At 66.7% G+C, this 17,521-nt stretch carries 18 protein-coding genes and 3 pseudogenes; 9 read left to right on the forward strand and 12 right to left on the reverse strand.

Going from position 1 to position 17,521, the window contains the following annotated elements; genetic code table 11:
* A pseudogene (locus tag H3O04_RS24940) lies at positions 1-367 on the forward strand (thymidine phosphorylase); the annotation flags it as partial.
* Between the two features lie 25 nt (positions 368-392).
* Entirely contained in the window at positions 393-782 is a 390-nt protein-coding gene (locus H3O04_RS24945; RefSeq protein WP_011545783.1) for a cytidine deaminase, read from the forward strand.
* Between the two features lie 26 nt (positions 783-808).
* On the opposite strand, the gene H3O04_RS24950 is transcribed toward H3O04_RS24945, so the two are convergent.
* The 5 genes from H3O04_RS24950 to H3O04_RS24970 all read right to left on the reverse strand — a co-directional run bounded on the left by H3O04_RS24950 (position 809) and on the right by H3O04_RS24970 (position 6,525).
* The gene (locus H3O04_RS24950; protein ID WP_011545782.1) at positions 809-1,924 is read right to left on the reverse strand and encodes an aromatic ring-hydroxylating oxygenase subunit alpha; all 1,116 of its coding nucleotides are present in this window, start codon (positions 1,922-1,924) and stop codon (positions 809-811) included.
* A 231-nt stretch (positions 1,925-2,155) separates the two neighbouring features.
* The gene (gene msrA, locus H3O04_RS24955; protein WP_011545781.1) at positions 2,156-2,899 is read right to left on the reverse strand and encodes a peptide-methionine (S)-S-oxide reductase MsrA; all 744 of its coding nucleotides are present in this window, start codon (positions 2,897-2,899) and stop codon (positions 2,156-2,158) included.
* Between the two features lie 60 nt (positions 2,900-2,959).
* Positions 2,960-4,819: a cytochrome c biogenesis protein DipZ gene (locus tag H3O04_RS24960; protein ID WP_202588650.1), complete on the reverse strand. Its 1,860-nt coding sequence runs from the start codon at positions 4,817-4,819 to the stop codon at positions 2,960-2,962.
* A 35-nt stretch (positions 4,820-4,854) separates the two neighbouring features.
* On the reverse strand, positions 4,855-5,385 hold the full coding sequence (gene msrB, locus H3O04_RS24965; protein ID WP_202588651.1) for a peptide-methionine (R)-S-oxide reductase MsrB: 531 nt from the start codon (positions 5,383-5,385) through the stop codon (positions 4,855-4,857).
* 207 nt (positions 5,386-5,592) lie between these two features.
* The gene (locus H3O04_RS24970) at positions 5,593-6,525 is read right to left on the reverse strand and encodes a LysR family transcriptional regulator (protein WP_202588652.1); all 933 of its coding nucleotides are present in this window, start codon (positions 6,523-6,525) and stop codon (positions 5,593-5,595) included.
* 68 nt (positions 6,526-6,593) lie between these two features.
* Between H3O04_RS24970 and H3O04_RS24975 the strand changes: the two genes are divergently transcribed.
* Positions 6,594-7,370, forward strand: coding sequence for an SDR family oxidoreductase (locus tag H3O04_RS24975; RefSeq protein ID WP_011545777.1), 777 nt, complete (start codon positions 6,594-6,596; stop codon positions 7,368-7,370).
* Positions 7,363-7,761 (forward strand): GlcG/HbpS family heme-binding protein, encoded by a 399-nt coding sequence (locus H3O04_RS24980; protein ID WP_202588653.1) that lies wholly within the window; start codon positions 7,363-7,365, stop codon positions 7,759-7,761. Before H3O04_RS24975 ends, H3O04_RS24980 begins: the two co-directional genes overlap by 8 nt.
* A gap of 142 nt (positions 7,762-7,903) precedes the next feature.
* Here the strand turns inward: H3O04_RS24980 and H3O04_RS24985 are convergent, their stop codons facing one another.
* Entirely contained in the window at positions 7,904-8,182 is a 279-nt protein-coding gene (locus H3O04_RS24985; RefSeq protein ID WP_077220330.1) for a hypothetical protein, read from the reverse strand.
* Positions 8,176-8,661, reverse strand: a complete 486-nt coding sequence (locus H3O04_RS24990; RefSeq protein WP_237666415.1) for a hypothetical protein — start codon at positions 8,659-8,661, stop codon at positions 8,176-8,178. The genes H3O04_RS24985 and H3O04_RS24990 overlap by 7 nt, the downstream gene beginning before the upstream one ends.
* Before the next feature lie 284 nt (positions 8,662-8,945).
* On the opposite strand from H3O04_RS24990, the gene H3O04_RS24995 reads away from it, so the two are divergent.
* The 3 genes from H3O04_RS24995 (at position 8,946) to H3O04_RS25005 (ending at position 11,370) form a co-directional block, all read left to right on the forward strand.
* A complete protein-coding gene (locus H3O04_RS24995; protein ID WP_006482399.1) occupies positions 8,946-9,263 on the forward strand; it encodes a co-chaperone GroES in 318 nt (105 codons plus the stop codon).
* An 80-nt stretch (positions 9,264-9,343) separates the two neighbouring features.
* A complete protein-coding gene (groL, locus tag H3O04_RS25000) occupies positions 9,344-10,966 on the forward strand; it encodes a chaperonin GroEL (protein WP_202588654.1) in 1,623 nt (540 codons plus the stop codon).
* Positions 10,967-11,082: 116 nt separating this feature from the next.
* A complete protein-coding gene (locus H3O04_RS25005; protein WP_202588655.1) occupies positions 11,083-11,370 on the forward strand; it encodes a hypothetical protein in 288 nt (95 codons plus the stop codon).
* A 199-nt stretch (positions 11,371-11,569) separates the two neighbouring features.
* Here the strand turns inward: H3O04_RS25005 and H3O04_RS25010 are convergent, their stop codons facing one another.
* Both H3O04_RS25010 and H3O04_RS25015 read right to left on the reverse strand, forming a co-directional pair.
* Positions 11,570-12,475: a manganese catalase family protein gene (locus H3O04_RS25010; protein ID WP_202588656.1), complete on the reverse strand. Its 906-nt coding sequence runs from the start codon at positions 12,473-12,475 to the stop codon at positions 11,570-11,572.
* A 390-nt stretch (positions 12,476-12,865) separates the two neighbouring features.
* Positions 12,866-13,147 (reverse strand): hypothetical protein, encoded by a 282-nt coding sequence (locus H3O04_RS25015; protein ID WP_027809465.1) that lies wholly within the window; start codon positions 13,145-13,147, stop codon positions 12,866-12,868.
* Between the two features lie 528 nt (positions 13,148-13,675).
* Here H3O04_RS25015 and H3O04_RS36690 point away from each other — a divergent pair.
* A pseudogene (locus H3O04_RS36690) lies at positions 13,676-14,253 on the forward strand (chemotaxis protein CheB); the annotation flags it as partial.
* On the opposite strand, the gene H3O04_RS25025 reads toward H3O04_RS36690, so the two are convergent.
* From H3O04_RS25025 to H3O04_RS25035, 3 genes are all read right to left on the reverse strand, one after another.
* Positions 14,254-15,546: an NRAMP family divalent metal transporter gene (locus H3O04_RS25025; protein WP_105797804.1), complete on the reverse strand. Its 1,293-nt coding sequence runs from the start codon at positions 15,544-15,546 to the stop codon at positions 14,254-14,256.
* 81 nt (positions 15,547-15,627) lie between these two features.
* Positions 15,628-16,143, reverse strand: a complete 516-nt coding sequence (locus tag H3O04_RS25030) for a hypothetical protein (RefSeq protein ID WP_202588657.1) — start codon at positions 16,141-16,143, stop codon at positions 15,628-15,630.
* A gap of 61 nt (positions 16,144-16,204) precedes the next feature.
* Positions 16,205-16,807, reverse strand: a complete 603-nt coding sequence (locus H3O04_RS25035) for a TetR/AcrR family transcriptional regulator (RefSeq protein ID WP_043887971.1) — start codon at positions 16,805-16,807, stop codon at positions 16,205-16,207.
* Between the two features lie 422 nt (positions 16,808-17,229).
* On the opposite strand from H3O04_RS25035, the pseudogene H3O04_RS25040 reads away from it, so the two are divergent.
* A pseudogene (locus H3O04_RS25040) lies at positions 17,230-17,521 on the forward strand (sel1 repeat family protein); the annotation flags it as partial.

Below are 17,521 nucleotides of genomic sequence, written 5' to 3' on the forward strand. Positions count from 1 at the left end.
CCGCTCACGGGAGCCGGAACCGGCACGATCACCGCCGCCCGCGCGGCATCTGGCGCGGGCGGCGGTGATCGTGCCGGTTCCGGCTCCCGTGAGCGGCGTGGTGCAGCGGGTCGACTGCCGCGCGCTCGGGCTCGCGGTGGTCGCGCTCGGCGGCGGCCGCACGCGCGCGGAGGATGCGATCGACGTCAGCGTCGGCTTGTCGGCGCTCGCGGAGATCGGGCAGCGCATCGAGGCCGGCGAGCCGCTGGGTTTCGTGCACGCCCGCGACGAAGCGGCCGCGGCCCACGCGGTGGATGCGATCCGCCGCGGCTACGTGCTCGGCGAGACCGGCGAAGCGCCGCCGACCCTTTACCAGCGCGTCGACTGACCGCGCTCCCGGAGGCTTCACCACGATGGAACGAGACGAACTGATCGAACAGGCGAAGGCGGCGCGCGAACGCGCGTATGCGCCGTATTCGCGCTTCAAGGTCGGCGCGGCGCTGCTGGCGCGCGACGGGACGGTCTTCCACGGCTGCAACGTCGAGAACGCGTCGTACGGCCTGTGCAATTGCGCGGAACGCACGGCGCTGTTCGCGGCGATCGCCGCCGGCTATCGGCCCGGGGATTTCGCGCGGCTCGCGGTGGTGGGCGACACGGACGGACCGATCGCGCCGTGCGGCGCATGTCGTCAGGTGATCATCGAGATCGGCAAGCCCGACATCGAAGTGATCCTCACGAACCTGAAAGGGGCCGTCGAGATCACGACGGCCCGCGCATTGCTGCCGGGCGCGTTCACGCTGTAGCGGCGCGCGCCGCGGCGCGCCGCGCGTTACGCGCTGTCGCGCACGTCGCGAATCGGGATCACGGTGCGCGCGCCGCACTGGCGCAGCAGGTCGCGCAGCTCGTTGATGACCGGAAACACCTCGTGGTTCCAGTCGGCGCCTTGGGCGTCGTGCGCTTCCTGTTCGCGTTCGACGATCCAGCGATCCTCGCGGAAGATCCGCTCGGTGAACCACACGAGCAGCGGCCATGCGAGATCGAGTGCGAACGGGATGCCGGGCTTGTGGATCGACAGCAGCCCGAACGTGCGGTTGGTGCGCTGCTCGGCATCGAGCGGCACGTAGACGATCCACAGGTCCATCACGAGCGTGCCTTCGCTCGAGCGAATCTGCAGCGTCTGGTACGGGTAGCCGGTGCGCACCGTCATCACGCTCTTGTCGGACTGGTCGGCCGGCTTCTTGCTCGCGCCGAACACGAGCGCCTCGCCGACCGGCTGCTTGCCTTCCATCCGCGCGAACGTGTAGTCGACCTCGACCCAGTCGTCGCCGCGGCGGCGGCCCACGGAGCGCGCGCGCATCTGCCCCATCTGCTTGCGATGCAGGAACTGATGGTTCATGTCCATCAGGTTCTCGTGCATGAACGAGTAGTGGCACTTGACCTCGCGACCGAAGCGGCGCGTCTTGTACGCGGGGTTGTCCGCCGATTCGAGCGCGGGGAACGGCCGTGTTTCGGCGAGCGTGGCGTCGCCCGGAAACACGAAGATCAGCCCGTGCGCCTCGCGGCACGGATACGCGCGCACGCCGTTGGGCAAGCGCTCGCGGCCGAGGTAGGGCACGTCGACGCAACGGCCGCTGTCGCACGCGTAGGTCCAGCCGTGATAGCAGCAGCGCAGCGTTTCGCCGCTCACGACGCCCGCGTGCAGCGGCACCTGGCGGTGCGCGCAACGATCTTCGAGCGCATACACGGCGCCCGATTCGGTGCGCACGAGCACGATCGGATCGCCGGCGAAGCGCACGCCGAGCGTCTTGCCGCGCTTGAGCTCGCGCGACCACGCGAGCGGATACCAGTGATCCGGATGAATGGGCACGCGGCGCAGGTCGCGCACGACCGCGCCGGTGGACGGTTCTTCGAGGGTGTTGCTGTCAGGCAAAGGCACTGCGCGCATGCGTGACGCCTCCTGGCTGGGCGGGTGGTCCGGGTGCCGCATCATGCGGCGGGGATCAGGAGAAGTCTACGCGAAGTTGCCGACCCCGGCGGATGCGATGCGGGTTTGCCCCGGCATCGCGTCCGTCGATTCGTTGACGTGGCGCAAAGAGGCCGCCGGGGGTGGCGGCCGTGGCGCGGCTGGGCGGCGGGCGGTATGCCGTCATGCGGCGAGCGGACGCTCGCCAGCGGCTCACGAGCGCGCTTCGCGCCACAGCACCGGGTCGGTACGGTACAGCGCCGGGAAGTACTGCTTCAGCCCGGCGACCTTCGGCAGGTCGTTGAACGCGATGTACGGCGCATCGGGATGCAGTTCGAGGTAGTTCTGATGATAGGCCTCGGCCGGATAGAAGCCCTTGTAGGCTTCGACACGCGTAACGACGGGCGCCGGAAACACATGCGCGCTGCCGAGCTGGGCGATGTACGCGGTCGCGACCGCGCGCTGCTGCGCGGTGGTCGGGAAGATCGCGGAGCGGTACTGCGAGCCCTCGTCGGGGCCTTGCCGGTTCAGTTGGGTCGGGTCGTGCGCGACCGAGAAGAACACCTGCAGCAGCCGGCCGTACGTGATCTGCGTCGGGTCGTAGACGATCCGCACCGATTCCGCATGCCCCGTCAGCCCCGAGCCGACGAGCGCGTAGTGCGCGGTTTCGGACGCGCCACCCGCATAGCCGGCGGTGACCTGCTTCACGCCCTTCACGTGTTCGAACACGCCCTGTACGCCCCAGAAGCAGCCGCCGGCGAGCACGGCCGTTTCGTCGTGCGACGCGCCGGGCGTTTCGTCGAGCGTTGCTGCGGGCACGGTGCGCATCGGCTCGGCGGAATTGACGATGCGCTGGTAGCCGAATACGGCGGCCGCCGCGACGGCAATGGCGCCGATGCGGCGCAGCATGACCGCGCGCCGGCGGGCGGCGGCATCGCGGGTCGGGATCGGGATCATGTTTTGCTCCTTCGGAATGCGTTGAAAAGGACGGTGCCCGGATGGCGGCGGTGCGCGCGATCAGCCGAACGTGAAGGCGTACGCATCGACGCCCGGATCGAGGAACTCGATCGCGAACGTGCGATCGGCGATCGCGCCGGGCTGGCGGACGAGCTGGTACAGGCGCTGGCCGGTGACGGTGCCGTAGCCTTGCGCGTCGACGTCGGCGCCATGCGCGGCGCCGGGCGCCGTGCCGTCGAGCGTCACGCGAAAGCGCACGGGCCGGCCGTTCGCGCCCGGGCCGAGCACGAGATGCAGGTCGCGTGCATGGAAGCGGTAGACGATCCGGCCATCCGGCGCGGCGAGTGCCGCGCGTTCGGCGCCGACGCTCCACGTGCCGGCGAGGCCCCAGCCGTTGAGATCCGGCTGGGCCGGCGCGTCGTAGCGGTGCGCCGCATCGCGCACGACGCCGCCCGGCGACGCGAAGCTTTCGGCACGGGCATAGCCGACGTAGGTTTCGGGCGAGCGGACGTCCGCGCTGTCGGCCGCCGCGAGCGCACCTTTCGCAGGGGCGCCGGCGAGCCCGAGCGGCACGTTCAGCGCGTCCGGATGACCGGCTTCGGCGAGCAGCGACTGGATTGCGCGTTCGGACTGCACATATTCGCCTTCGCCGAGGTGGTGATGGCGGACCCGTCCCTGTGCGTCGATGAAGTAGTGCGCGGGCCAGTATTCGTTGTTGAACGCGCGCCAGATCGAATAGCCGTTGTCGATCGCGACCGGGTAATCGATGCCGAGATCGTGCACGGCTTTCTTCACGTTGCCGATGTCGCGCTCGAACGCGAACTCCGGCGCGTGCACGCCGATCACGACGAGCCCGTACGGCGCGTACTTGCGTGCCCAGGCAGTCGTGTACGGCAGCGTGCGCAGGCAGTTGATGCACGAATACGTCCAGAAATCGACCAGCACGACCTTGCCGCGCAGCCCGGCCGCCGTCAGCGGCGGCGAGTTCAGCCACTGCACCGCGCCGTCGAGCGACGGCAGCGTGCCTTCGACGGGCAGCGCGGACGGGGTCGCGCCGACCGCACGCATCATCGCGCTGCCGGCCATCGCACCCTCGCCGGCCTGCGCGCCATCCGCGGCGGCAGCCATCATCGCGCCGCCCGCCACGTTGTCGGTGGCACCGGGTGCGGCCGTTGCCGCTGGCGCGCCGTTCGAGCGCCCGCCGAGGCGGTCGACGAGCTTCGTCTCCAGCCCGCCCGTGGTGACGGTCGACAGTTGCGCGAGGGCGCCCGTGTCGAGGCCGAATGCGATCGCGCCGACGCCGGCCAGCAGCGCCGCGCCGATCCCGCGCCGGATCCATTCGCCGGCGCCGAGCGAGCGCTTCATCGCGGCGAACACCTTGCCGCCGATCACGAGCGCGACGCCGAGCGACGTCGCCGCGCCGGCCGCATACGCGACGAGCAGCAGCGTCGTGCCGACGCTCGCGCCGCGCAGCGCGGCGCCGGTCAGCACGAGGCCGAGGATCGGGCCGGCGCAGGGCGCCCACAGCAGGCCCGTCGCGACGCCGAGCAGCAGCGACGACGCCGGGCCGGCCGCACGGCCGTCGCGTTGCGCGAACCCGGTGAGCCGGTTGCCGGCGGCCACGAGCGGACGCGTCAGGTGTTCCGCGAAGCGTGGCATCAGCAGCGTCAGGCCGAACACCGCGAGCAGCACGATCGCGATCCAGCGGCCGGCCTGGTTGGCCTGCGCGACCCAGCCGCCGCCGACGGCGGCGAGCGTCGCGACGACGGCGAACGTGAGCGCCATGCCGGCGAGCAGCGGCAGGCCGGTGCGCACGAACGGCTGGTCGGCGCGCGCGAACACGAATGGCAGCACGGGCAGGATGCACGGGCTCAGGATCGTGAGCACGCCGCCGAGATAGGCAAGGACGATGAGCAGCATGATGCGTTCTCCAGTCGGTCGGGAGCGGGGCCGGATCAGGCGGCGGCCGGGTGGAAGGCGAGCGCCAGGCCGTTCATGCAGTAGCGCAGGCCGGTCGGCGCCGGGCCGTCGTCGAACACGTGGCCGAGATGGCCGCCGCAGCGACGGCAGTGCACTTCGGTACGGACCATCCCGAACGACGCGTCGGTGTCGGTGCCGACCGCGTGATCGAGCGGCTTCCAGAAGCTCGGCCAGCCCGTATGGCTGTCGAACTTGGTGGCCGACGAGAACAGCGCGAGGTCGCAGCCGGCGCACGCGAACGTGCCGTGCCGGTGCTCGTCGTTCAGCGGGCTGGTGAACGGCCGTTCGGTGCCGGCTTCGCGCAGGACCGTGTATTGGGCGGGCATGAGCCGGCGATGCCATTCGGCGTCGCTGAGGGTGATCTCGAACGGGGCGGCCTTGGGTGAGCCGGCCGGCGGCGCGGCGAACGCGCGGCCGACCAGTGCGCGGCGGCCGGCGGACGACAGCGCCGCGAGCGCGGCGAGGCCGGTGGCGCCGGCGAACAGCAGATGTCTGCGGGTGGGCATGATGGGCTCCTGGAAGCAGGTCCTGAAAACATGCGCCCATCGTAGGCAGCGGCCGGTGTCGAAGTCCTCACGGAAAGTTAAATGAATCGTGATGTTTGGCCGGGGTACGGCCAGGTTCGCTGAAATCCCACTGGGCCCGCTCCGGCACGGCTGCCGGTGAGCCGCTGTTGACCGATCCCGACGGCTCGCTGCCGGCGGTGCAAAAACTCAACTGCGCGGCTGCTCGCTCTTGATAAAGGCAATCAGGGCACGCAGCGCCTGGGAAACATGGCGATGGCCGGGATAGTAAAGACATAGCCCCGGAAAAGGGGCGCACCAGTCGTCAAGAACGCGTTCGAGGCGTCCGTCACGCAAGGGCTCGATGACGAGGTGGTCGGGGACGAAAGCGATGCCGATGCCGTCCATGGCGGCGTCGACCATCAGCGGTTGGTCCGTCAAGGTAAGCGAACCCGAGACATCGATGGTCTCGCTGACACCGCGCCGCTCGAATTCCCACTGGTAGATCGAACCGCTCTCGAAGCGAAAGCGAATACAGTCGTGTCGATAAAGATCGTGCGGCGTAGCGGGGCGTCCATGTGCAGCGAAATACGCGGGCGACGCGACTGCTGCGAAACGAACGTTGCCCATGAGCGGAATGGCCACCATGTCCTGCGGCACGGCCTCGGCCAGCCGAATGCCCGCGTCGAATCCCGCTGCAACGATGTCAGTGAGGCGGCCGTCGCTCACGATGTCGAGATGCACTTCCGGATACGACTTCAGGAAGCGCGCCAGGACGGGGCGCAGGATGAGGCGAATGGCGCCTTCGCTTGCGTTGATGCGCACGGTTCCGCTGGGAGCCGTGCGTAGATCGTCGACTTCGCGCATCGCTTCGTCGATGATCGAAACCGCCGGCCGGAGTTTGGCTGCCAGACGCTCGCCGGCCTCGGTGAGCGAGGTGCTGCGAGTCGTTCGATTCAGGAGCCGGACGCCCAGACGCCGCTCGAGCGCTTTCACCGAATGACTGACCGCCGACGGCGTGATCTCGAGTTCGGTCGCTGCGCCGCGAAAGCTTCGTCGTGCTGCAACCGCCAGGAACACGGTGAAAGAGAAAAAATCGACGTTCCTTGATTGGTGAGTAACTCTCATCGTGTCATCAAGCATTGGTGATCTTGTTTTGATACTAGGGGCTCCCTACACTGGGCGCAACTACTTCAGTCAAGGAGCGCCAGATGTCTCGAAAGATATTGATCACGGGTGCCAGTTCAGGCTTTGGTCGGGGTGCGGCAATCGAACTTGCGCGCCTCGGCCATCAGGTCGTGGCGACGGCCGAGACGTGGCCGCAGGTTCGCGGCCTGCGTGCGGATGCAGCCGAGGCCGGTGTGGTGCTGGAAGTGATCAAGCTGAATCTGCTCGACGCGATCGACATCGCTCACGCGGGCTCGTTCGATCCCGACGTCCTGGTGCTGAACGCCGGCGTCATGGAAGGCGGATCGATCGTCGACATCCCGATGCAACGCGTTCGGGAGTCCTTCGAAATCAACGTTTTCGGCCATCTTCAACTGGTGCAGGCGATCGTGCCGAAGATGGTGGGGCGCAGGTCCGGAAAAGTCGTATGGACCTCGTCGATGGGGGGCATTCTGGTTGTCCCGTTTGTCGGTGCCTACTGCGCGACCAAGCATGCGATCGAGGCCATCGCCGGGTCGATGAAAGCGGAACTAGAACCTCTTGGCGTCAAGGTAGCGACCGTGAATCCGGGCGTTTTCGGCACCGGATTCAACGACACCGGCGCCGAGAGCTACGTGCAGTGGTACGACGCCGATTCCGCCGTTGTGCCGATGCCAGATTTCGGCGACAGCCTGATGAACCAGGCCGACCCCAAGGAGATGATCGACGCCATGGTCGAGATCATTCCGGCCGATACGCATTTGTATCGAACCATGCGCCCGTTTGCGACGATTGACGCGGCGAAGCAGTGGCAAGAGACGGAGTGGACGCAAAATGCCTGAGCTCACGCTGGAGCGGGCGGACCGTATTGTGGCCCGGGGGCGTGCCGCGGCGCAGGACGCGGGACTCGATGCCGTGTTTGCCATTCTCGATACGGGTGCGCATTTGGTCGCTTTCTCGCGGATGGACGGGGCATGGCTTGCGTCGAATGAACTGGCAATAGCAAAGGCCCGGACGTCGGTGATGTTCCGGATGCCGAGCGAAGCGCTCGACGTGCCGCTGCAGGTAGGCCAGCCGTATCCACGCTTCGATCACATCCATGCAGGCGGGCTGTTGCTGATGGGAGGGGGCGTGCCTCTTTTCAATGGCGATGGCCAGCTGATCGGCGCACTCGGCGTGTCCGGCGGTACGCCAGAGCAAGATGCGGTACTTGCTCGGGCTGCGATCGCATGACAGCGGCTCGGGTTTGCTCGCGCGACGTATCGCGGGGGCGGCCGGTTGCCGGACCGCGTGCCGCTCGGGTCGAGCGGCACGTGTTGGCCGGAACCGCATTCGGGCGCGGCCATGCATGCCCGTCGGCCGCCTGAGCAGCGCGTCATCCGGCCTCGTCCGATAGGGCGACGGGCGCTTCATACTGACCGCCGCGCTCCGCCGTCGACCCGTGACGCCGGTGGGAAGCGATGTCGGCGCCGAGCGCATGGAGAATCGATCGACCCTTCTTCGTCAGATACGCGCGCCGGCGGCCGGGCGCGCCGTGTTCGAGCATGACGAGTTGCCGTTCGAGCAATGCATCGAGTTCGGCGCGATTCATGTCGAGCTGATCCGGCGCCTGGCACACCAGCATCAGCGTCGCGAATTCGTGCGGGCTCAGCATGGCTGCCTCCCGCCGCGCATGGAGCCGCCGCCCGCAGGCGTGACGCGGAACAACGAAATAGGGTGCAGCATGCGTCCAAACCCGGCGACTCGACGGCGCGGCAGCTTCGGTCGGCCGATCGCAGCGGGTTGGGGCGCGCCGCGCAACGCGAATGGCTTGCGCGCGGCACGTACGCGAGCGCCGATTGGCGCGAAGCGACTCGTGCCGTTGCGCGCTTTCCGCAGGTTGGCCGGCAGACCCGTGACGACGCGGGCGGCGCGTCGTGGTCGGCGGCCGACCTCCGGCAGCCGATCGAAGATAAAGAAAGGATGGTTCATGATTCGCTCCCGGTTGGACCCCGCATGGAGGACGAACCGGACCACGCGCTCCAGTTCGTCGATCCGCGAGAGGCCTCGCTGACAAACAAATCGAAACACGCAGCGCGTAAGCCGCGGCTGCTTGAGCGATACCCAAAATAGGATGGGAAGCGCGGATTTCAAGCGCCGTTCAATGACGATTCGCGTGGCCCGCAGCAGTGACCGTCGAGGCCGTGTTGCCGCTCGTCACGGAGAGCCTCTCGACACAGCCGCCGGTCGTGCGAACGCCGGTTTTGCGATGAAACATTTTGTTACATATTGAGCGTTCGTCACCCTCTTGAAGCGTGCCTGCCCGCCACTATTTCGCTTTTCGCCAATCGATGGCACGCCGGCGCAGCGCAGCCCTTGCGCGTGCATGCGCCGACGGATTCCCTTTTCCAGGTGATCTCATCGCTCAGGAGATGAAAATGCAGATTCGTCCCCTCTACGACCGGGTTATCGTCAAGCGAATCGAACAGCAGCGGACGACGGCCTCCGGCATCGTGATTCCCGATTCGGCCGCCGAACGGCCAGAGCAGGGTGAAGTGATTGCAGTCGGCAGCGGCCGGCTGCTTCAGGACGGCTCGCAGCGCCCGCTGCAGCTCCAGGTCGGCGACCAGGTCCTCTTCGGCAAATATGCAGGCCAGACCGTGAAGGTGAACGGCGAGGAACTGCTCGTGATGCGCGAAGAGGACGTCATGGGCGTGCTCGAACCCGAATCGCCGGCCGCCAGGAAAGCGGCCTGAATGCCGATTCGACCGCGTCGCACGGGTGTGTGCCCGATGCGCGCGGCATCCCGTTCAACGACTGTATCCGGAGCAAGAAAATGACTGCAAAAGACGTGAAATTCCGCGATGGCGCGCGCCAGCAGATCGTCAAGGGCGTGAACGTGCTGGCCGACGCGGTGAAGGTGACGCTCGGCCCGAAAGGCCGCAACGTCGTGATCGAGCGCGGCTTCGGCGCGCCGGTGATCACGAAGGACGGCGTGTCGGTCGCGAAGGAAATCGAATTGAAGGACCGCTTCGAGAACATGGGCGCGCAGATCGTCAAGCAGGTCGCGTCGAAGACGGCCGACGTGGCCGGCGACGGGACCACCACCGCCACCGTGCTCGCGCAGGCGATCGTGCAGGAAGGCATGAAGCACGTCGCGGCCGGCATGAACCCGATGGATCTGAAGCGCGGTATCGACAAGGCCGTCGGCGCGGTGCTCGACGAGCTGCGCAAGCTGTCGCGGCCGATTTCGACCCACAAGGAAATCGCGCAGGTCGGCGCGATTTCCGCGAACTCGGACGAGGCGATCGGCAAGGTCATCGCCGACGCGATGGAGAAGGTCGGCAAGGACGGCGTGATCACCGTCGAGGACGGCAAGTCGCTCGAGAACGAACTCGACGTGGTCGAAGGCATGCAGTTCGATCGCGGTTACGTGAGCCCGTATTTCATCAACGATCCGGCGAAGCAGGCGGCCTATCTCGACGACGCGCTGATTTTGCTGCACGACAAGAAGATCTCCAGTGTCCGCGACCTGCTGCCGATTCTCGAAGCGGCGTCCAAGGCCGGCAAGCCGCTGCTGATCGTCGCCGAGGACGTCGAGGCCGAAGCGCTCGCGACACTCGTCGTGAATTCGATGCGCGGCATCCTGAAGGTCGCCGCCGTCAAGGCGCCGGGCTTCGGTGACCGGCGCAAGGCGATGCTGGAAGATCTCGCGATCCTGACCGGCGCGACGGTCATCTCGGAGGAAACCGGCAAGCAGCTCGACAAGGCCACGCTGGAGGATCTTGGCAGTGCGAAGCGTGTCGAGGTGCGCAAGGACGACACGATCATCATCGACGGCGCGGGCGATGCCGCACGCATCGAGGCACGCGTGAAGTCGATTCGCGTGCAGATCGACGAAGCGACGAGCGACTACGATCGCGAGAAGCTGCAGGAGCGTGTCGCGAAGCTCGCGGGCGGCGTGGCGGTGATCAAGGTCGGCGCGGTCACCGAGGTCGAAATGAAGGAGAAGAAGGACCGGGTCGACGATGCGCTGCATGCGACGCGTGCGGCGGTCGAGGAGGGCATCGTGCCGGGCGGCGGCGTCGCGCTGCTGCGTGCGCGCGCGGCGCTGTCCGACATCCGCGGCGCGAATGCGGACCAGGACGCCGGCATCCGGATCGTGCTGCGTGCGCTCGAAGCGCCGCTGCGCGTCATCGCGGCCAACGCCGGCGACGAACCGTCGGTCGTGATCTCGAAGGTGCTCGAAGGCAAAGGGAACTTCGGCTACAACGCGGCGACCGGCGAGTACGGCGATCTGGTGGACGCAGGCGTGGTCGACCCGACCAAGGTCACGCGTACCGCGCTGCAGAACGCCGCGTCGATCGCGAGCCTGGTGCTGACGACCGATGCGACCGTCGCCCAGGCACCGAAAGAGGAGAGCGCCGAGTCGGCTCCCGCGCCCGAACTCGGCTACTGACCGGCGTCGCAGGCCTGCCTGCGATCGTCGAACAGCCGCTGGCCGGAGCGGCTTTGGTCGGCGCGCGCGACAGTGGGGACGCGCCGCGCCGCTTTTTCATGTTTGCGAGACCGACCATGAAGCTCGAACTTTCGATCGATTCCAGGCCGCTGCACGTCGAACTCGACGACGTCATCGCCGGCCTGCTCGCCGCGCGGCTCGGCCTGTCGCCCGACGGCGACCATCGCGGCGCGATCGGCCGCTACCTCGGCGACGCGGCGGGGCCGTGGACGCTGGATGACGACCATATGCGCAAGCGTGTGATGCGCCGCCTGATTCTCGACATCGCCGATCCGACGCTGGTCATTCAGTACCTGATGGCCGACCAGACCGACCCGGCTGGGCCGGGCGAAACGGGCGCCTGATGCGCGTCGAACGCGCGCACACGGTCGGCGATGCATCAGGCATGCGGTTCCTGCCGCTTCGCTGGCGCGTCGGCATCCTGGCCGCACACCAATAGACGAGAACTCTCCCGCCCGACGGCAGTCGTTTCCATTTCGTGATCCCTATCAAACCGAAGAGGCGCCCGCGATCACGCCCGGGCGCCGGTTGTCGCGCTTCCGTTCAGGCACCGTCCGGCTTGCCTGGCTTGCGCCCCTGCGGGGCCGGCGGACCCGCGCCGAGTTCGGCGCCCGTCACCGGGTCGCTGTTCGGATCGGATGCGAGTCGTTGCGCCATCGCTTCGATGGCATCCGCCTGCGGCGCGTCGAGCATGCCTTCCGGAATCCCGGTGCCGCCATCGACCGCCGGTTCGGCGGGGCAGATTTCGAGTTCGCCGCCGTGGTTCCAGGGGCCGACCAGCGGCGCCGCGTCCGGCTGCATCCGGAAGTACACGTGATCGTACGGCGTCTTCGGCGGCAGCTTGCCGGGCGGGAAGTTCGCGGTGATCGCATACAGCGCCTTCTCGAACGACATCTGGTGCGACACCTCGCGCGTCATCAGGAAGCCGAGCGCGTCGCGGATATCCGGATCGTCGGACACGTTGATGAGCCGCTCGTAGATGATCTTCGCGCGCGCTTCGGCCGCGATGTTCGAGCGCAGGTCGGCGGTCGGTTCGCCGATCGTGTCGATGTACGCGGCCGACCACGGCACGCCGCCCGAATTGGTCAATGGCGCGCCCGCGCCGTACAACACCTGTGTCACGTGGCTGTCGTTACCCGCACCGTGCAGCTTGCGGTACAGCTCGGCCTGTTCGTCGACCGCTTCGGCGAGTTCGCCCTTGGCGCCGCGGTTGAGCATCGCGGCCATCGAGCCGATCACCTCCAGGTGGCTGAGTTCCTCGGTCGCGATGTCGAGCAGCATGTCCTTGCGGCCGGGGTCTTCCTCGGTGATCGCCTGCGTGAAATAGCGCATCGCGGCGGCGAGTTCGCCCTGCGGGCCGCCGAACTGCTCGAGCAGCAGGTTGGCGAGGCCGGGATTCGGCGCGCCCACGCGCACCGTGTACTGAAGCCGTGTGTTGTGGATGAACATGGCACCTCCGTGGAAAGGGTTGCGCGACATTCGCCGTGTCGAAACAGCACGAATCGATCCCGTGCGGACGACGAAGGCGCGACCGGTTCGCAACGAGGCGCTTCTCGCGTACGGAGCGGACTGCCGCCGATGCAAGGGCGCGGCACACGGGCGGGGCGGCGTCGGATGCAATACGAGCGTGCATCGCGTGACCTGCAACCCGCGTTGCCGGATTTTCAAGCGGTTGCATTTGTCGGCACGATGGCCGGGCAGATGATCAGGTGGGGCTTCATGGGGGGCCGGAGTCCGGCCTGGGCGCACGGGCTCGTCACGATGACGCTCGCGTTCGTCGTCGTCGTGCTGAAGATCGTGTGGCCGGCGGGCCCGACCGGCGCCGGCCGGCGTGCCGGTTCATCGCGCTTTCAGCATTTCGTCGGCGAGCCGATAGGCGCTGACCGCGCGCTTTGATTCGTAGTCGGCGATCGTCGACACGTTGCGTCCGGCGTCGCGCGACAGCAATCCTTGCAACGCGGCGGCGGCGAAGAAATCGCGCAGGTCCGGCGTCGTGGATTTCGGCTCGGGCGGAGCGGTTTCGACGAGCGGCCCCGCTTTCCAGAAAACGGGCGACGGCGTGGCTGCCTTGGAGACGGCAGCGGTTTGCTTGATGCTCACATCCTGGGAAAACGGCGTCATTTCTTCCCCTTCGATTCGGTATCTGTTGGCGAAGCAGCGTAACGTCCCCGATTGCATGAGCGAGCATCGTTTCGTTTTGTTTTTGAGCGGTACTAATCGCTTGATCGACGCGAATATTCGCTGGTAATACGGTATTCGTCAAAGAAAATAAATTGGTTTCGACGGCCCGAAGCGGGAGCACGATTCGTTCCCGCTGGCAGTCGGGGAAACCCGTCGCGTTTCGCGAGCCGAGGTGGATGGTATGTCGGCACGAATGACGTTCCGGTGACACCCCGACGTGCGGCCGCGGCGATCTTTGCGGGGCATCTCGACGCCTCCGCGCGCACATGCCCCGGGCCCTTCACCGCACGAGGATTGCAAGCCTTCAGTCAGACGCAGTCGCGCGCTTGCCGGTGCCGTACTATGCGCACGGAAGCACAGGGGGAAGTATCACGAGCGGGATCGTGGGACGACCGGACGAGGGCGATACGACCCGGTATCGCTCGGCGTCCGGTACACGAGGTCCCACAACACCATCAGGAGAAGTCAATGGCACGGCAAGCGCCTATGCACAAGGAGCGGCCTGCATCGCCCGCGACGTTGAAGAGCGATCTGTCGTTTCCGGTAGTGGGCATCGGTGCGTCGGCGGGCGGTACGATGGCGTTGCAGACCTTTTTCGAGAGCGCACCGACGAACATGGACATGGCGTTCGTCGTCGTCGTCCATCTCGCGCCGGAGCAGGTCAGTCATATGGACGCCGTCCTGCAGCGCACAACGGGCATGCCGGTGCATCAGGTGACGTCCACGGTATCGATCGAAAAAAACCACATCTACGTGATCGCACCGGGCATGCAGCTCGAGATGTCGGACGGTTGCCTTCGTTGCCACAGTCGGGGCCAGTCGACGATGCTCCGTTCACGATCGATCACTTCTTTCGGACGCTGGCGGACATCACGCTCGCGCAGACACCGGACGACGCCGAGCATGCGGAGATGCCTCGGCACGCGATTGCCATGGCGTGCGTCGATATCGTGCTGCCGGCGGCCGACATACCGCAACGGTTGCTCGATCTCTGGTCGAGTGCGCGCGGCATCGAACAGCAAAGCTTCGAATTCACGCCGCCGCTTCTATCCGGGCACGAACACGCCCATCGCCGCGATCGCCATCGCGAGCGTCGCGATCCATCCACCCCACGCAAGCGCGCCGCTGACGGCGAACTCGCCCATGACCCGCTTGCTTCTCGCCATCAGCATCATCACGACCATGATCGGAACGGCGCTCACGCCGTTGATGACGGCGCTCCAGTAAAGCGCGCGGATCGGGTCGAAATGCATGAACGTGAACGCGATTCCGCCGACGATCGCCAATACGATCACCGCATAGAATTCCGGCGCGACGCCCCACTGCAGCGCGAGACTGTTGCGCCAGCGGAACGTACCCGCTGCCGCGTAGGCGGCCGAGCCCGCGAGCACCGGCAGCGCCAGCAGGCCGGTGCCGACGATGCCGAGCGCAAACAGCACGTACGCGAAGTGACCGGCAAGCGGCTCGAGCGCCCGCGCGGCATCCGCCGACGTCTTGACGTCGATGTGATGCGCGTTGAGCGTGGCGGCCGCCGTCAGCACGATGAAGAAGGCGATTACGTTCGAGACGCCCATGCCGAACCACGTGTCGAAGCTGATCCGGCGCAACTGGGCGGGCGCCTGGCGCGGCATGCGCCGCAGCGGCCGCGCGTCCGGCACGGCGCGCAATTCTTCGACTTCCTGGGACGCCTGCCAGAAAAACAGATACGGGCTGATGGTCGTGCCGAGCACGGCGACGAGCGTGGTCAGATACGCGGCGCTCAACTGCGCGTGGGGCTGCACGATCGCGCGACCGACCTCGGCCCAGCTGACCGGCACGATGAGGGCGACCGCGACGTAGGCGAGCAGCGTCAGCGCCGTCCATTTGAGCAACCGCGAATAGCAGTCGTACGGGACGAAAACCTGCAGCGCGACCGACACGCCGCCGAGGCACACGATGTAAAGCTGCTGCGGGCCGGGCAGCAACAAATTGACGGCCGCGCCCATGGCCGACAGGTCGGCCGCAATGTTGATCACGTTGGCCGTGATCAGCAGCACGACCGTCCCGTACAGCAGCCATGGCGGGTAGTGCTTGCGCATGTTGGACGCGAGACCCTTGCCCGTCACGCGGCCGATTCGCGCGCTGACCAACTGGATGGCCGTCATCAGCGGGTACGTGAGCAACAGCGACCACAGCAGTTCGAAGCCGAATTGGGCGCCCGCCTGCGAGTAGGTGCCGATGCCGGAAGGGTCGTCGTCGGCGGCGCCGGTGATCAGGCCGGGGCCGAGACGCCGGACCCACGTGATCCCGTTCGGCGCCGGTTCCGTCGGCTCGGGCTGGAGAAAATCGTTGTCGTTCATGATGGCGGGCCTCCCGGGAGTGCAGCATGCGCAATCGCCGTGCCCGCTCGACGGGTGTCTCGCCCCGGGGCCACGCGGGTATTACGGCCCGCCCGGTTTCGCCACGTCGCCCGCGTCGACGTTGATCGCGTGTTTCTTCGACACCAGCCGGGTTCCGGCCATGCTTGCGCCGCCGATGCGCAACTTCAGGCGCGCCGGTTCGCTGGCATCGAGTCCCGACACATAGTCGAGGCCATGCAGCCCCACGCGATCATGGAACGGAATGAACCAGGAGGAGCAGAAGTCCGACGTGGGGACCGGGCAGCGGGCGTGGATGTGGAGCCGGCGGGCAGAGAACGGATAGTCGTCGAGATCGGTTGCGCCCACATCGAATCGCTCGAGGATGGTGACCGGCGCGACCGCGTAGCGGAGGTAGACGTGGTCGGCCCACGGCGTCTTGTCGAGCAACGCGAGGTCTTCCGTGGTGTACGCAACGATCGCGAGGCCGTTTCGGTCGCGGTGCTGGATTTCATATCGGCTGACATTCACCGGCTTGCAGCCGGCACATGCGATTGCCGCACGCAGCACGAAACCGATCAAGCGCATCCGCTCCTGCATGTCGTCCTCCCGGCGCCCTTCGACCTCGGTTTGCCTGCAATACGACGGCGCGCGACGTGCGTTACGTCGGGTTGGCCGCACCGTCGGCGGGCGAGGCCGTCGCGTGCATCGCCTGTTCGAGAAGGGCATGCGCGGCCTGCCACGCGCGGCCGGCCGCCGCGGAGTCGTTGAACGCCCGCGCGTCGACCGTGGCGCCGTCCAGCAGCATCATGAAGACGGTCGCCAGCCGGTTTGCGGTTTCGGGCGGCACGAGGGCCTCGATCAGTTCTGCGATCCATTCGACCATTTTGCGGCGATAGCGGATCGCGACATCCGAGATCGGCGCGTAAGCGGTGCCGAATTCGGCCAGCGCACGCTCGAACAGGCAGCCGGCAAATTCCGGTGTGCGGAACCACGCTTCATACCAGTCGAAGATGGTCTTGACGCGCTCGACCGGATCGACGACGTGCTGCAACTGCGCGTCGATGCTACCGACGATCAGGTCGTACCGCTGGACCAGCACTTCGCGGATGAGCTCGTCCTTGCTCGCAAAATGCCGGTACAGCGTCATTCGGGCGACACCGGAATCGTCGATGATCCAGTCCACGCCCACCGGGTGGAATCCGTGCCTCGAGAACAGTTCGGTCGCTTTGTCTACCACCAGCTGGCGTTTGTTGGCTCGCACGAACGGTTTCCTCCTCGATATTTCAGCAGCGTAGACCGATTATTCTAGCACCAGGCGACTCGTTGAGATTGACCTCCCGGGCCTGTTTGATGGCACTTCCGTGTCGGTAAACCGCGCTCGGCGAACCGGTTCTCAGGTCACCTTGACTATTGGATAGACCGATATGTATCATTTGAACTCAATGAGCAATGATCGATATTGCGTGGATTGAAGAGACGGAACGGTGGCTAGTGTCCCCCTTTCCGTCGTCTGCGGCAGCAGACCCTGCACAATGTTTCAAGCCGACAAGAGAACCTGAGAGAGCCTTGGCATGCGGGCCCGCGGACGATCTTCGCCGCGCAGCGCCTCGCATCAGCCGGGGGCATGCTCGCGGGCGAGTGCGCGAAGCAATACGGCGCCAATGAAACGTGAGGAAAATACCCGTGTATCGCCGTTTACTCGCACCGGGGCTGCTGTTGCTGTTGCTGTTGCTGTTGGCCGCGTGCGTGCAGGATCCGTCGGTGACTGCCGGCACGGTACGGATCTGCGACGACACCGGTTGTTCCGATCGCCCTAAAGATCAGGTCTCCTATCAAAAAAGGGACGACGCGGAAGACCGGGACGATCCGCGCATCGCCGCGCTCAAGCAAACCGCGAAGACCCAGCCGAAGGCCGCCTACGACCTCGGCCTGCGCTATTTCCGCGGCGACGGCGTGCGCCAGGACAGCTACCAGG

This window comes from Burkholderia sp. KCJ3K979 (assembly GCF_016759955.1).
Lineage (GTDB): Bacteria > Pseudomonadota > Gammaproteobacteria > Burkholderiales > Burkholderiaceae > Burkholderia > Burkholderia orbicola.

What these genes read in the sequence shown, in the direction of transcription:
- H3O04_RS24945 (WP_011545783.1), top strand. Translation starts at nt 393, where the DNA reads ATGGAACGAGACGAACTGATCGAACAGGCGAAGGCGGCGCGCGAACGC.
- H3O04_RS24950 (WP_011545782.1), bottom strand. Translation starts at nt 1,924, where the DNA reads ATGCGCGCAGTGCCTTTGCCTGACAGCAACACCCTCGAAGAACCGTCC.
- msrA (WP_011545781.1), bottom strand. Translation starts at nt 2,899, where the DNA reads ATGATCCCGATCCCGACCCGCGATGCCGCCGCCCGCCGGCGCGCGGTC.
- H3O04_RS24960 (WP_202588650.1), bottom strand. Translation starts at nt 4,819, where the DNA reads ATGCTGCTCATCGTCCTTGCCTATCTCGGCGGCGTGCTCACGATCCTG.
- msrB (WP_202588651.1), bottom strand. Translation starts at nt 5,385, where the DNA reads ATGCCCACCCGCAGACATCTGCTGTTCGCCGGCGCCACCGGCCTCGCC.
- H3O04_RS24970 (WP_202588652.1), bottom strand. Translation starts at nt 6,525, where the DNA reads ATGCTTGATGACACGATGAGAGTTACTCACCAATCAAGGAACGTCGAT.
- H3O04_RS24975 (WP_011545777.1), top strand. Translation starts at nt 6,594, where the DNA reads ATGTCTCGAAAGATATTGATCACGGGTGCCAGTTCAGGCTTTGGTCGG.
- H3O04_RS24980 (WP_202588653.1), top strand. Translation starts at nt 7,363, where the DNA reads ATGCCTGAGCTCACGCTGGAGCGGGCGGACCGTATTGTGGCCCGGGGG.
- H3O04_RS24985 (WP_077220330.1), bottom strand. Translation starts at nt 8,182, where the DNA reads ATGCTGAGCCCGCACGAATTCGCGACGCTGATGCTGGTGTGCCAGGCG.
- H3O04_RS24995 (WP_006482399.1), top strand. Translation starts at nt 8,946, where the DNA reads ATGCAGATTCGTCCCCTCTACGACCGGGTTATCGTCAAGCGAATCGAA.
- groL (WP_202588654.1), top strand. Translation starts at nt 9,344, where the DNA reads ATGACTGCAAAAGACGTGAAATTCCGCGATGGCGCGCGCCAGCAGATC.
- H3O04_RS25005 (WP_202588655.1), top strand. Translation starts at nt 11,083, where the DNA reads ATGAAGCTCGAACTTTCGATCGATTCCAGGCCGCTGCACGTCGAACTC.
- H3O04_RS25010 (WP_202588656.1), bottom strand. Translation starts at nt 12,475, where the DNA reads ATGTTCATCCACAACACACGGCTTCAGTACACGGTGCGCGTGGGCGCG.
- H3O04_RS25015 (WP_027809465.1), bottom strand. Translation starts at nt 13,147, where the DNA reads ATGACGCCGTTTTCCCAGGATGTGAGCATCAAGCAAACCGCTGCCGTC.
- H3O04_RS25025 (WP_105797804.1), bottom strand. Translation starts at nt 15,546, where the DNA reads ATGAACGACAACGATTTTCTCCAGCCCGAGCCGACGGAACCGGCGCCG.
- H3O04_RS25030 (WP_202588657.1), bottom strand. Translation starts at nt 16,143, where the DNA reads ATGCAGGAGCGGATGCGCTTGATCGGTTTCGTGCTGCGTGCGGCAATC.